The sequence below is a fragment of the Streptomyces sp. NPDC002088 genome, assembly GCF_040296605.1.
Taxonomy (GTDB): domain Bacteria; phylum Actinomycetota; class Actinomycetes; order Streptomycetales; family Streptomycetaceae; genus Streptomyces.
Genome location: NZ_JBEOXO010000001.1, coordinates 440,027 through 453,517 on the forward strand (window position 1 = coordinate 440,027; position 13,491 = coordinate 453,517).

Below are 13,491 nucleotides of genomic sequence, written 5' to 3' on the forward strand. Positions count from 1 at the left end.
GTCCACGCGTCCATACGCAGCACTTCGTGATCGTCGTCCTGTGCACAGCGCAAGACGCACGCCCTTAATAACGCAACAGATACAGGAGTATCACGCTCTCGCATACAGACCGAGTGATCGGTCTGTCACATGTTCTCATCGCTCTCACTCCGCCCACGCGTCCCCCGTGGGCCTGTAAGGAGGATCCATGACTACGACAGGCGAAGCAGTGCCCGTCGTCGAGGCCGTCGTCTCCCCACCGACCGGGAAGGCATCCCCCAAGCTCGTCGGCACCATGGCGCTGGCCCAGTTCGGCCTCTCCATCGCATTGATCACCCCGGTCACGGCGAGCCTGACGATCAAGGTGCAGTCGATCGTCGGCAAGGACGACGTGGTCGCCACGTTCGGCGCGGTCAGCAGCATCGGTGCCATTGCCGCGCTGCTTGCCAACCCCGTCTTCGGCCGGATCAGCGACCGGACGACCGGACGCTTCGGACGTCGGCGTCCCTGGCTTCTGCTGGGAGTTGTCGGGCTCGCCGTGAGCCTGACCATCCTTGCCCTGGTGCCCAACGTCATTGGGATCGCGCTCGCCTGGTTCACGGCCCAGGCGTGCGCCAACGCCGCGCAGGCGGCCCTGCTGGCCTCGGTCGCCGACCAGATCCCCAAGGCGCAGCGCGGCAGGGTCAGCGGGCTGATCGGACTCATGCAGCAGGGCAGCAAGCTCGGTGCGGCCTATGTCGCCCAGTGGCTGATCGGCAGCCTTGTGCTGATGTTCGTGGTACCGGCCCTGGCCGGGATCCTGCTCCTCGTGCCGTTCCTCCTGCTGTTGCCCGACAAGCAGCTCACCGAGCGTCCGCCGAGGGAGGGCTTCCGGGCGGTCCTGAAGACGTTCTGGCTCTCCCCGCGCCAGTACCCGGACTTCGCCTGGGCCTGGGGCTCGCGGTTCCTGATCACCATGTCGCTGTACCTGTTCATGACGTACCGCCTGCTCTACATGGAGTACGAGCTGGGGCTGTCGGTCGAACGTGCGGTCGCGGTGCTGGCCACCGCGGTCACCGTGTACACGATCACGCTCGCGCTGGCCGGGCAGGCGGCCGGCTGGCTGTCGGACAAGGTGGGCCGCCGCAAACCGTTCGTCATCGGCTCGGCCCTGATCTTCGGCATCGGCATGGCGATGCTCGTGCAGGCCGGCAGCGTCACCGGCTTCTACGTGGCCGAGGTGGTGCTCGGGCTCGGCTTCGGTATCTACATCGGGGTCGACCTGGCGCTGGTCATGGACGTCCTGCCCGGCATCAACGACTCGGCGAAGAACCTGGGCGTGCTCAACATGGCCCAGGTCATACCGCAGTCCCTGGCCCCCGCGGTCGGTGCCGTGCTGGTCGGAATCGGCGGGGGACACAACTACGACCTGCTCCTTGGCACCGCGGCTGCCGTCGCGGTGGTGGGCGCGGTCATGATCTTCCCCATCAAGAAGGTGCGCTAGGCAATGACGGAACTGGAATCCCGTATCGACAAGGCGATCGGTGCCCTGGAGCTGGACGCCAAGGTCCGGTTGCTGACCGGCGCGTCGAACTTCACCCTGCACCCGGAGCAGGCGATCGACCTCGCCGAAGTCGTGTTCTCCGACGGGCCGACCGGTGTGCGCGGTGCCCTCTTCACCGGCGGGCGCATCGCCTGCCTGCTGCCCAACGCCACCCTGCTGGCCCAGCACTGGGACACAGCGGTCGCGACGGAAGTCGGAGCGCTGCTCGCGGAGGAGGCGGCCGCACAGCACGTGCACGTGGTGCTCGGCCCGACGGTCAACCTGCACCGCACCCCGCTGAGCGGCCGGCTGTTCGAGTCGTTCAGCGAGGACCCGATGCTCACCGGTGCCCTCGCCACGGCTTACATCAAAGGACTGCAGGACAACGGCATCGCCGCGACGCTGAAGCACTTCGTGGCCAACGAGGCGGAGACCGACCGCAAGACTGTCAACTCCCTGGTGGACGAGCGGACCCTGCGCGAGGCGTACCTCCTGCCGTTCGAGATGGCGGTGGCCGACGCCAACCCCTGGGCCGTCATGGCCGCCTACAACCGGGTCAACGGCATTCCCGCCACCGAGCACACGGCGCTGATCGAGGGGGTGTTGAAGGGCGAGTGGCGGTACGACGGACTGGTCATGTCCGACTGGTACGCCGCCGAGTCCACCGCCGAGAGCGCCAACGCCGGACTCGACCTGACGATGCCGGGCCCCGCGGGACCGTGGGGCGACCGGCTCGTCGCCGCCGTCCACGAGGGCGAGGTGGCCGAGTCCACGGTCGACGAACACGTACGCCGGATGCTGCGACTGGCGGGCCGGGTCGGCGCGTTCGGCGAGGAACGGGCATGGCCCTCCGACGGGCCGGCGCCCGACAGCCCACAGCGGCGCGCCCTCCTGCGGCGGCTGGCCGCGGGTGGCATGACCGTGCTCGTCAACCGTGAGTCGACCCTGCCGCTGGCCACCGAGGGGAAGGTCGCCGTCATCGGGCGGCACGCGACGGAGACCGTGGCGCAGGGTGCCGGTTCGGCGCAGGTCCGGCCACCCCACGTGGTCAGCATCGCGGACGGGATCTCGGCGGCGCTGGGCGCGGACAGGGTGTCCGTCGTGGACGGGGTGGAGATCCGCTCGGATCCGCTGACCGCCGCGCCGTACTCCTTGCGCGACCCGGAGACGGGGGAGTTCGGCATACGGGTCACGACCCGCGACGGCCGGGGCGATGTGATCGAGTCGCGCCACGTCGACGTGAGCGAGGTGTCCCTGCGGGAGAGCCTGTGGCTGGCGTCGGCCACGACGATCGAACTGGCCGCCGTGGTCGTTCTGGCAGAGCCGGCGCGCATGCAGGTCGGCGTGCGCGGGCGGGGCGAGTGGACGTTCAGTGCTCCGGGCCACTACGAGCGGGTGCGCCTGGAGCGTGTGGACAACGCGGGTGAAGTGCTGCGCTTGCCTTATCGCACCGTGACCCTCGATCTGCAGCCGGGCACGCGGATCACCGCGGCGGTGACCCCCGAACCCGACACACCCATCGTCGGTCTCGCGGCCCGCGTGGCACCGAAACCGCCCGCGGCGGCGATCGGCGCCGCCACCCGGGCGGCACGGGAGGCCGATGTCGCCGTCGTGGTCGTCGGCCTCACGCCGGAGCAAGAGACAGAGGAGGTCGACAAGATCACCCTCGCGCTACCCGGCGAGCAGGACGCCCTGGTTGCCGCGGTCGCCGCCGCGGCGAAGCGGACCGTGGTCGTGGTCAACGCGGCGACGCCCGTGCTGATGCCATGGCTGGACCGGGTCGACGCCGTGCTGTGGGCCGGGCTGCCCGGCCAGGAGACGGGCGCCGCGGTGGCAGCGGCCCTGACCGGAGAGGTGGAACCCGCAGGGCGACTGGTCACCACCTTCCCGGCCCGGGACGGCGACGGCCCGGTCTGGTCGCCGATGCCCTTGCACGGCGAACTGCCGTACGGCGAAGGGATCGCCTGCGGGTACCGCGGGTGGCAGGCCTCGGGGATCGACCCGCTGTTCTGGTTCGGACACGGCCTCGGTTACACGCAATGGGCCTACGGCGAGGCCGAGCTGACCGTCGACGACACGATCCGCTCGGTACGCGTAGAGGTCACCAATACCGGATCGCGGGCAGGCCGGGAGGTCGTCCAGGTGTACTGGCGACCGGAAGGCGAGCCCGTACGGCTCATTGGATGGTCCGGTGTCGACGTCGAGCCCGGACTGACCGCATCGGTCGAAGTACTCGTCGAACAGCGGGTACTTCGGCGGTGGCACGACGGCGCCTGGCAGTGGCTGCCGCTCACCGGCGAGGTGTTGATCGCCCGTGGCCTCGGTGACATCCGCATTACGCTGCCGGCAACCCGATGATGATCAGGAGCGCGCATGTCCTTCCCACCGCAGTACCACACCGTACGGGCGAAGTCGCGACGTGAGCTGGCCGGCGAGGCGTCACGGGCGAAGGCGGTACGGGCGGCCGTGGAGCTGTTCGCCACATCGGGATTCAAGGGGACGTCGGTCGCGAAGGTGGCGGCGAGGACCGGGCTGTCCCAGTCCGGTCTGCTGCACCATTTTCCGAGCAAGGCCGTGCTGCTGTCAGCCGTCCTGGAGGCGCGCGACGCCGAGGATGGCGTGTTCCTGACCGCCGAGGACGGGGAGGCGCCGCTCGGCTGGGACGCGTTCGACGCGCTCGAGGCCTTGGTCGCGCGCAACTCGACACGGCCGCAGCTGGTGGGGCTCTTCGTCCGGGTCTCCGCCGAGGCGATCGAGGCGGGGCATCCCGCTCACGACTGGCTCAAGGACCGCTATGCCGGGATGGAGGCGTGGCTGACCGACGCCGTCCGCATCGGACAGGTCCGCGGCGACATCCGAGCCGACGCCCCGATCGACATCCTCGTCCACAACACGATCGCGATCCTCGACGGCTTGCAGCAGCAGTGGCTGCTGCATCCGGAACGGGTGTCCATGGTCAAGGAGTTCGGCGCGTACATGGCCGAGCTCCGAGCTCGATGGGCTACCGCGGAGATGCCCGAGCAGCGGAAAGGGTCATGAGGAAGCACCGGCTCGGCTGCATGCGCCGAGGCCGCCAGGGACATGTGCCCCGGCGGCCTCGGCGCGGCTCGTCCCGGTCGTGGAACACTCGAATGGTGACACTGCCCCTGCTCAGGCCCCGGCCGGAGCGGTCGGACACGGGGGAGGGAGGGTGACCGCGATGTCGGTAGAACCTGAAGGCGACTCCCTGCTGCGGAAGGTGCGGAGGATCCTGGGTGCCTTCGACGCCGGCTCCCCGGTACTCGGCCTGTCGGAGCTGGCGCGGCGGACCGAACTCGCCAAGACCACGGTCCACCGGGTGGCCACCGAGATGGTCGACGTCGGCCTGCTGAACCGGCACGGGCGTCGGTACGAGCTGGGCTCGCTCCTCTTCGAGCTGGGCCAGCGCGTACCCCGGACCAGGGCCCTGCGGCTGATCGCGGCCCGGTACCTCGAGGACCTGGCGCTCACCACCCGGGAGACCGTGGTGCTCGCGTTCCCCGGGGATCAGGACGTCCTCTTCGTCGAGAAGTACTTCAGCCAGCGCGGCGGCGGTATCACCTTCACCCAGGTGGAGGACCGGGTGCCGTTCCACTGCGGAGCGTCGGGCAAGGCGTTGCTGGCCTTCGGCGACCCGGCGCTGCGCGAGCGTGTGCTGGCCGCACCGCTGCGTCGCCGTACCCAGTGGACCATCACCGATCCGGCGCGGCTGGCGGCCGATCTGGAGCAGGCGCGCCGGCAGGGATATGCCGTCGAGCGTCAGGAGCTCGTCGTCGGGTACGGAGCGGTCGCCGCGCCGGTGTTCGCCGCGGGCGTGGCCGTGGCGACGCTGACCGTGACCGGCCCGATCGACCGGCTGGACATCTCGCGGCTTGCTCCGGTCGTCACGGCAGCCGGTCGCGCGTTGACACGAGATTTCGAGTCCGTAAACGACTGAACATTGCAAACTTCCTGGTCCGGTGACCGGGCCAACGCCATTTCGCCCGACGAAGGCGTCGCGAACAATCCGTGAACAGCTGGCCGCAGTTGTTGATCCGATCCGAAGCGGCCGATGGAGGGCGAGCATGGCAGGAGCGAACAGCGTGCCGCGTGCGGTGCGCAGAGCGGCGATCGCGAGCTTGGTCGGCAGTGCGCTGGAGTGGTACGACTTCTTCCTCTACGGCACGGCTGCCGCCCTTGTCTTCAACACTTTGTTCTTCCCCACCTTCGATCCGCTGGTGGGCACGATCGCCGCCTTCGGCACCAACGCGGCGGGCTTCCTCGCGAGGCCCCTGGGCGGCGTCGTCTTCGGGCACTTCGGTGACCGGGTCGGCCGCAAGTCGGTCCTGGTGGTCACCCTGATGGTCATGGGCGTCGCGACCTTCCTGATAGGCGTGATGCCCACCTACGGCACCGTCGGACTGTGGGCCCCGGTGCTCCTGCTGGCGCTGCGGGTCGTGCAGGGCATCGCCGCCGGGGGCGAGTGGGGCGGCGGTGTCCTGATCGTCAGTGAACACGCACCGGCCGACCGGCGCGGTTTCTACTCGGCCTGGAGCCAGACGGGTGTGGGCCTCGGGTTCGTGCTCTCCGCTTCGATGTACTGGCTGATCCAGGCGATGACCACCAAGGAGTCGTTCCTTGCCTGGGGCTGGCGGATCCCGTTCATGGCGGGGATTCTGCTCACCGTCGTAGGACTGCTGATCAGGCTGCGGGTCATGGAGACACCGGCGTACCAGGAGGCGTCGGCGGCGGCACCGAAGAAGGCCAAACTGCCCGCGCTGGAGGCCCTGCGCACCCAGCCCAAGGCGGTGCTGACCACGTTCGGCGCGCGGATCGCCGAGAACGGCGCGAGCTATCTCTTCCTCACCTTCAGCCTCTCCTATGCAGCCAAGATCGGCATGAACGGCAACACGGTACTGGTCGCGGTCGTGGTGGGAATGGCGTTCGAGTCCTTCGCGATGCCGTTGTGGGGTGCGCTGTCCGACCGCGTCGGACGCCGGCCCGTCTACCTGGGCGGCGCGATCGGGATGATCCTCTGGGCGTACCCGTTCTTCCTCATGTTCGATTCGCGCAACACCGTGGCGGTCTTCGTGGCGGTCTTCGTCGCGGTCGTGATCTGCCACGGGGCGATGATCGGCACTCAGCCGGCGTTCATCACCGAACTCTTCACCGACAGCCGGGTGCGCTACAGCGGCGTCGCCCTGGGGCATGAACTCGGCTCCGTGGTCGCCGGTGGCTTCTCGCCCATCATCGCGACCGCGCTGCTCGCCTGGGCGGGCGCTTCCTGGCCGATCGTGCTGTTCCTCATCGGCATGGGACTGATCACCGTCGTGGCCGTGGCGCTGGCCCCCGAGACCAAGCCGAAGTCCCTCCACGAGGGCCGGACCCCACAGATGGCCGAAGCATCGGCCGGGGCCGGCCGAGCGGCCTGACCAGCCCGCCACTTAACAGAAATTCGTGCATGCGCAGAAAGGAGGCCGATTACGCATGCCTTCCACCAACGCCGTTTCACGGCCACCCGAACAACTGGCACACGAGGTGCTGACCCGCTACCTGGAGCTGTGTGACGTCCCCCGTCCCTCGGACGAGACAGGCAGCCTGGAGGACCTGTTCACCGCGGACGCCGTATGGGAGGGCGTCGGACCGCTCTACTCGGCGAGGTTCGGCCGCACCACCGGGCCGGAGGAGATCGCGGCGATGCTCTCGGCCCACCTCCCCCCGAACCCGCACTTCCGGGCCAACGTGCACCTGCTCCACCCCGGCACGACGTACGTGGACGGTGACGAGGTCCGCGGCAGATGGCTGATGCAGCAGTTGTCCCGGTACGACACCGGCGCGGCCGAACTCGTCGTGGCAAGGCTGGAGTTGGCCTTCCGTATCGACGAGGACCGGGCCCGGATCTCCCACTTCCGCACCGAACGGGTCTTCGACGCGGGCCTTCAGGAGGCGTTGGTGACGACGCGATGACGGCATCGGCACAGGACGGCCGCACGATGCTCCTGACCTGCTACCGGGACATTCGCTACTACGGCTGGTACCACGTGGATCTGTTCCTGCACGACCGTGACGGCAGGGAACTGAACTGGGTCCACTGGGGCGTCGCCGAAGAGGGCCCGGACGGCGCGGACCGCGCCTGCGCGGCCATCGAACCCACCCTGCGCAGAACCACCGAATGGCAGCACGGCATCCGCGCCGACGGCAGCGACTACTGGACCGCGGGCGCCGCATGGGACCAGCAGACCGACCCCCACAACGCACAGGAAACGACACGATGAACACACCGACCACAACCGGATTCACCGGTACCGACATCGCAGGCCTCGTCCGCAACGACCGCGTGGACGTCTCGCTCTACACCGACCCGGAACTGTTCGAGCTGGAGATGGACCGCATCTTCAACCGCACCTGGGTGTGGGTGGCACACGAGAGTGAGATCCCGAAAGCCGGGGACTTCCGGACCGCGATGGTGGGCCGGCAGCCGGTCATCGTGACCCGCGACCGCCGAGGCGGGATCAACGTCCTGCTGAACCGGTGCCGCCACCGCGGTGCGAGCCTGTGCGAGGCGCCCAAGGGCAACGCCAACGGCTTCACCTGCCCCTACCACGCATGGTCGTACGCGCTCGACGGCAAGCTGCGGGGCATCCCCTACCCCGACGGCTACGAAGACGTCCTGGAGAAGAAGGACCTCCCACTGCACCGCCTCAAGGTGGACACCTACGCGGGAATGGTCTTCGCCAGCTTCAACCCCGACGTCGAACCGCTGGCGGACTTCCTCGGCCCGGCCCGGCACTGGATGGACCTGTTCATGAAGCAGGGCGCCGGCTATCCGATCAAGGTGCAGGGCGAGCACAGGTTCCGGTTCGACGGCAACTGGAAGATCCAGCTGGAGAACACCACCGACGGTTACCACTTCCCGATCGTGCACCGCTCCTGGATGTCCTCCGTGGACTCGGAGACGGCCGAGATGCTCTCGTTCATGACCGACGAGAAGGCGGTCACCCACTCCCTGGGCAACGGCCACAGCGTCATGGTCATGGTGCCCGAGCACGTCGACCTCGACGAGGACGACGGCACCGAGCAACTCCAGGAACGCTTCGGGCACATCGTCGAGGAGCTGTCCAAGGACTTCGCACCGGCGGACGTACGGCGGATCGTGCGCTCGATGCACGGCGCGGGCTTCAACCTCAACCTGTTCCCGAACGTCGCCATGTCGATGTCGTTCTTCCGCGTCCTGCGGCCGATCTCCGTGGCGGAGACCGAGATCCGGCACCTGGCCCTGGGCCTGGACGGCGGCCCGGAGATCGTCAACCGCGAACGGCTGCGGATCCACGAGCACTTCCAGGGACCGTTCGGCTTCGGTACCACCGATGACTCCGAGGCCTGGGACCGGGTACAGCGCGGCGCGGCGGCCGGACCCGGACTGCCGATCCTCGTGAACCGCGGACTGGGGCGCGAGCAGGACGAACTGAAGGGCCGTGTCTCGCACGCCACCGACGAGACCGGGATGCGCGAGGCGTACGCGATGTGGAAGGCGATGATGACCGATGTCCGTTGAGACGACCGAAACCCTGCACCTGTCCGACACCCGGATCGCTCCGGCCCTCGAACTGGTCTGGCGCGAGGCCCACTTGCTCGACCGGAAGGCATACGAGGAGTGGGACCGGCTGTGGGCGCCGGGCGGCCTGTACGTGATCCCCATCGACTCGGACACCGAGGACTTCGAGTCGACGCTGAACATGGTCTACGACGACGACCGCATGCGCCGGATGCGCATCGAACGGCTGACGTCCGGCTACTCGATCTCGGTGGACGCCGCCGCGCGGACCGTACGGACGCTCTCCCGCTTCGTGATCCAGCGCTACGACGAGGAGACCGTCGAGCTCAGCTCCGCTCAGGTCCTGGTCGGACACCGGCGCGAGGTGACCTTCGTACTCGGCGCGGACGTCACGCACCGGATCCGGCTGGACGCCCCCGAGCCGCTGATCGTGAAGAAGGTCGTCCGGCTGATCAACTCCTCGGACGCCGTCAACGCGTCCGGCTTCCTGCTGTAGGCGAGGCGAGGATGATCAGAGTCACGGTCAGCGACACGACGACCGAAACCAGCGTGGTCAAGAGCATCCGACTGCGGCGCAGCGACGGGCGCCCGTTCGCCCCGTACGAGGCGGGCGCGCACGTCGACGTCCTGGGCCCCGGCGGTATCACCAGGCAGTACTCGCTCTGCAGCCCGCCCGACGACACCGATTCCTATCTGATCGCGGTCAAGCGGGAGGAAAACTCCCGGGGCGGCTCCGCGGCACTGCACGACCAGGTCGCGGCAGGCGACGAACTCGTCATCAGCGAACCCCGCAACCTCTTCCGCATCGAGCCCACGGCCGACCGGCACGTGCTCGTCGCGGCTGGCATCGGGATCACGCCGCTGCTGAGCATGGCGCACCAACTACGTCGTACCGGAGCCCGGTTCAGGCTGCACTACTTCGCCACGAACAGGGAGAAGGCAGCGTTCGTGCCGCTGCTGGAGAGCGCGGAGTTCGCCGCCGACGTCGAGTTCCACTTCGGAGTCGACCGGAACGAACAGCCCAAGGCGGTGGTCGAGGCACTGGCGGACCTGGACGCCGCGACGCACGTCTACACCTGCGGACCCAAGGAGTTCATGCAACGCGTCGCCGACGTGGCAACCCGTTCACTGCCCGAGGACAACGTCCACATCGAACACTTCCAGCCCCTGGAGCCGACGGCTGAAGCGGGGGACGAGTTCGAAGTGGAACTGGACACCGGCGAGGTGTTCCGCGTCCCGCCCGGGCGCAGCATCGTCGAAGTGCTGGCGGACGGCGGCATCGAGGTCGACACGTCCTGCCGCGAAGGCATCTGCGGCACGTGCGTGCTCACGGTCCTCGACGGCGTACCGGACCACCGCGACAACTGCCTGACCCGCAAGGAGAAGGCGGCCGGCGACCAGATCGCCACGTGCGTGTCACGGGCCAGCACGGCCCGGCTCGTGCTGGAGCTGTAGCTCGGCCACCCCGCGAAAGGAGGAACATCCGATGCCGGCAGCACGGCACGAGAGGCACGAGGACGACGCGGTGGGCGGAGTGACGCTGTCCGCCCTGGTGGCCGCAGGCGAGTCGAGCGCGAGCGACATGGTCTCGGACGCGCTGGAACGCCTCGACCGTACGGAGCCCGATATCCGGGCCTGGGTACGGGTCGACCGGGACGGAGCGCTGCGTGCGGCCCGGCAGCTCGACGCGGCACCGACGGCCGGACTCCTGCGCGGAATTCCGTTCGGGGTGAAGGACATCATCGACGTCCGCGGCCTGCCCACCGAGTGCGGATCGCCGCTGAGGCAGGGCCGGGTCGCCGAGTCCGACGCCCCGCTGATCACCCGGCTCCGGCAGCTCGGAGCGATACCCCTGGGCAAGACGGTCACCACGGAGTTCGCCTACTTCTCGCCCGGCCCCACCAGGAATCCGCACAATCTCGCGCATACGCCCGGTGGTTCGTCGAGTGGTTCCGCGGCTGCCGTGGCGGCGGGCGTGGTGCCCCTCGCCCTCGGCAGCCAGACCGCAGGCTCGCTGACCCGCCCGGCCGCGTACTGCGGAGTCGCGGGATTCGTGGCGCCGGTCGGGGGACCGCTCGACACCACGGGATTCGTGGGCCTGGCCCACAGCCTCGACGCGGTGGGACTGATCACCCCGACCGTCGCGGACCTGCGGCTCGCCTATCTGGCGTTGACCGGAGCGGCCCGGCTCCCCGACCCTCCCGAACCGCCGACACACATGAGGCTGGCGGTGTGGTCGGGCACCGAACTGGGCGAGGTCGAGGCGGACATGCAGGCGGCTCTGATCCGGACCGCCGAGCGCGCGGTGGCGAACGGCGCCGTGCTCGTCGACGTCGATCTGTCCGCGCGGACTCCCGGGCTCGTCGAGGCTCACGCCACGGTGATGGCGTACGAGGCGGCTTGCGCGCTGGCCGCGGAAGCCGCGACGCCGGAGCGGCTGAGTACCCCGCTCAGTGAACTCCTGGCGCAAGGCCGCGGGATCACGGTCGCGCAGTACCAGCAGGCACTGTCCATCGCGGAGCGGGAACGCGCCGGGATGCTGGACCTGCTCTCCGACGTGGACGCGATCCTCGGCCCGGCCGCGCTCGGACCTGCGCCGAGGGGGCTGACGGCCACGGGTTCGCCGGTCCTGAGCCGCCCGTGGCAGCTCCTGGGCCTGCCGACACTGACCGTACCGGGCCACCGGAACAGCCAGGGCCTGCCTTTGGGCCTGCAGCTCATCGGGCACCCGAATCGGCTGGAACGGCTCTTCGCGGCCGGATGCGCCATGGAACAGGCGCATCCGGCCGGCGCAAGTCCCCTGCCTTCGGCGGTGTGAGAGCGATGCCTCGTGCGGCCCGCCGCCCGGCAGCGGCAGGGCGCCGACCCGCTCCAGGACGGCGGGCGGCTCTTCGACGCCGTTGAGCCAGTTGCCTTCGGTGTCCACGGCGCTGAGGAGACCGGCCGGCCCGTGGCAGACGGCTCCGACGGGCTTGCCGGCCGCGACGGCCGCGATGAGCAGTCGGCCCAGGTCGGCGTCCTGGTGCAGGTCGACGACCGGGCCGTGGCCGCCGGGCAGCATCACAGCGGCGTACTCGTCGATGTCAACGGCGTCGAGGCGCAGCAGGGGGCCGAATTCCCGTAGCACCTTGTCGGTGTAGGCCACGTAGCAGGCGCAGTCGGCCCCGGCGATCTCCGGGTCGGCGCTGTGTCGGTCGAGCGGCTGCAGCCCCCCGCCCGGGGAGGCAAAGTCAACGCTGTACCCGGCTTGCATGAATTTCTCGTGCGGCGCAGACACCTCTTCCGCCCAGTAGCCGGTCGGACAGGCCGAGCCGTCGGTACGGTCAGGGGTGAACTGCGGGAAGTCGTTGCAGGGTTGGGTAGTCCGTATATCCGCGGTGATCTCCGCCGTAGAGCCCGTGGGGTGCGGGAGCGTTGAACGGGGCGCCGACGCGCAGCCGCTCAACGAAGTCCGGGTTGGCGAGGAAGCCGCGCCCGAAGGCGATCAGGTCGGCACCGCGTCGCAGCCAGGCGTTCGCGGCACCGGCCTTGGTGACATCACCGGGACGGCTGACCGTCGGTGTGACCACGAGAGCGCTGGGCCACACGGCCCGGATGCGGTCGTCCAGGTCGGCCCTACCCGTCTCCACCAGGTGGAGGTAGGCCAGATTGTCCTGGGACAACTCCTGGACCAGCGCGGTGTACGTCGTGTCCGGGTCCTGCTCGGCGAGATCACCGAACTGGTTCGACGGCGAGATCCGCAGCCCGACGCGGTGCGGGCCGATGGCTGCGGCCACCGCTCGTACGACCTCGACCGTCAGCCGGATCCTTGCCTCGGGTGATCCGCCCCAGTCGTCGGTGCGCAGGTTGGCGTTCTCGGCGAGGAACTGGTGCAGGAGGTAGCCGTTGGCAGCGTGGATCTCCACACCGTCCAGCCCCGCGGCCATGGCGCGCGCCGCCGAGCGGGCGAAGTCGTCGATGATGTGCAGGATCTGCTCATGGGTGAGTGCCTGCGGACGGACCGCCGCCTTCCTGCCGCCGGCGGTGTACACCTCTGCTCGGGCGGCGATCGCCGAAGGAGCCACGGGGTGGAGCCCGCGGGGCAGGAAGGAGGGGTGGGCGAGGCGCCCGGCGTGCATCAGCTGGACGAAGATCCTCCCTCCGGCGTCGTGCACCGCGTCCGCCACGCAGGACCAGCCGAGACGGTGGGCGTCCTGGTGCAGTCCTGGCGCGCCGGGGCCGATGCGGCCGGCGGCGGTGGGGTGGGTGCCCTCGGCGATGATCAGCCCAGCGGTGGCGCGCTGGGCGTAGTACGTGCTCATCAGCTGGGTGGGGGTGCCGTCCGCGGCGGCCCGGGACCGGGTCATCGGGGCCATCGCGATGCGGTTGGGCACGGTGAGGGCGCCCAGAGTCATGCTGTCGAACAGTGTGGTGTTCATGATGTCGGGTCCTGTCTGCA

The 13,491-nt window shown here is 69.3% G+C and carries 12 protein-coding genes and 1 pseudogene; 11 read left to right on the top strand and 2 right to left on the bottom strand.

Annotated elements, in window-relative coordinates; all coding sequences use genetic code 11:
• The first annotated feature begins 187 nt into the window (after positions 1-187).
• The 11 genes from ABT114_RS02010 (at position 188) to ABT114_RS02060 (ending at position 11,871) form a co-directional block, all read left to right on the top strand.
• Positions 188-1,462, top strand: coding sequence for an MFS transporter (locus tag ABT114_RS02010; protein WP_351137515.1), 1,275 nt, complete (start codon positions 188-190; stop codon positions 1,460-1,462).
• Positions 1,463-1,465: 3 nt separating this feature from the next.
• Positions 1,466-3,859, top strand: a complete 2,394-nt coding sequence (locus ABT114_RS02015) for a glycoside hydrolase family 3 protein (protein WP_351137517.1) — start codon at positions 1,466-1,468, stop codon at positions 3,857-3,859.
• 15 nt (positions 3,860-3,874) lie between these two features.
• Positions 3,875-4,540: a TetR/AcrR family transcriptional regulator gene (locus ABT114_RS02020; protein ID WP_351137519.1), complete on the top strand. Its 666-nt coding sequence runs from the start codon at positions 3,875-3,877 to the stop codon at positions 4,538-4,540.
• 160 nt (positions 4,541-4,700) lie between these two features.
• Positions 4,701-5,456: an IclR family transcriptional regulator gene (locus ABT114_RS02025; RefSeq protein ID WP_351137521.1), complete on the top strand. Its 756-nt coding sequence runs from the start codon at positions 4,701-4,703 to the stop codon at positions 5,454-5,456.
• Positions 5,457-5,583: 127 nt separating this feature from the next.
• Complete coding sequence (locus tag ABT114_RS02030) at positions 5,584-6,930, top strand: MFS transporter (RefSeq protein ID WP_351137523.1); 1,347 nt, start codon at positions 5,584-5,586, stop codon at positions 6,928-6,930.
• Positions 6,931-6,985: 55 nt separating this feature from the next.
• The gene (locus ABT114_RS02035) at positions 6,986-7,465 is read left to right on the top strand and encodes a nuclear transport factor 2 family protein (protein WP_351137525.1); all 480 of its coding nucleotides are present in this window, start codon (positions 6,986-6,988) and stop codon (positions 7,463-7,465) included.
• Positions 7,462-7,773: a hypothetical protein gene (locus ABT114_RS02040; protein WP_351137527.1), complete on the top strand. Its 312-nt coding sequence runs from the start codon at positions 7,462-7,464 to the stop codon at positions 7,771-7,773. The genes ABT114_RS02035 and ABT114_RS02040 overlap by 4 nt, the downstream gene beginning before the upstream one ends.
• On the top strand, positions 7,770-9,053 hold the full coding sequence (locus ABT114_RS02045) for an aromatic ring-hydroxylating oxygenase subunit alpha (RefSeq protein ID WP_351137529.1): 1,284 nt from the start codon (positions 7,770-7,772) through the stop codon (positions 9,051-9,053). Before ABT114_RS02040 ends, ABT114_RS02045 begins: the two co-directional genes overlap by 4 nt.
• On the top strand, positions 9,043-9,549 hold the full coding sequence (locus ABT114_RS02050) for an aromatic-ring-hydroxylating dioxygenase subunit beta (protein WP_351137530.1): 507 nt from the start codon (positions 9,043-9,045) through the stop codon (positions 9,547-9,549). Before ABT114_RS02045 ends, ABT114_RS02050 begins: the two co-directional genes overlap by 11 nt.
• An 11-nt stretch (positions 9,550-9,560) precedes the next feature.
• Positions 9,561-10,508, top strand: a complete 948-nt coding sequence (locus ABT114_RS02055) for a PDR/VanB family oxidoreductase (protein WP_351137531.1) — start codon at positions 9,561-9,563, stop codon at positions 10,506-10,508.
• 31 nt (positions 10,509-10,539) lie between these two features.
• Entirely contained in the window at positions 10,540-11,871 is a 1,332-nt protein-coding gene (locus ABT114_RS02060) for an amidase (protein WP_351137532.1), read from the top strand.
• A gap of 156 nt (positions 11,872-12,027) precedes the next feature.
• Here the strand turns inward: ABT114_RS02060 and ABT114_RS02065 are convergent.
• A pseudogene (locus tag ABT114_RS02065) lies at positions 12,028-12,306 on the bottom strand (type 1 glutamine amidotransferase family protein); the annotation flags it as partial.
• 70 nt (positions 12,307-12,376) lie between these two features.
• Positions 12,377-13,471 carry an alkene reductase gene (locus ABT114_RS02070; protein ID WP_351137533.1) on the bottom strand — a complete coding sequence of 365 codons (1,095 nt, stop codon included), beginning with the start codon at positions 13,469-13,471 and terminating at the stop codon, positions 12,377-12,379.
• Between the last annotated feature and the right edge of the window lie 20 nt (positions 13,472-13,491).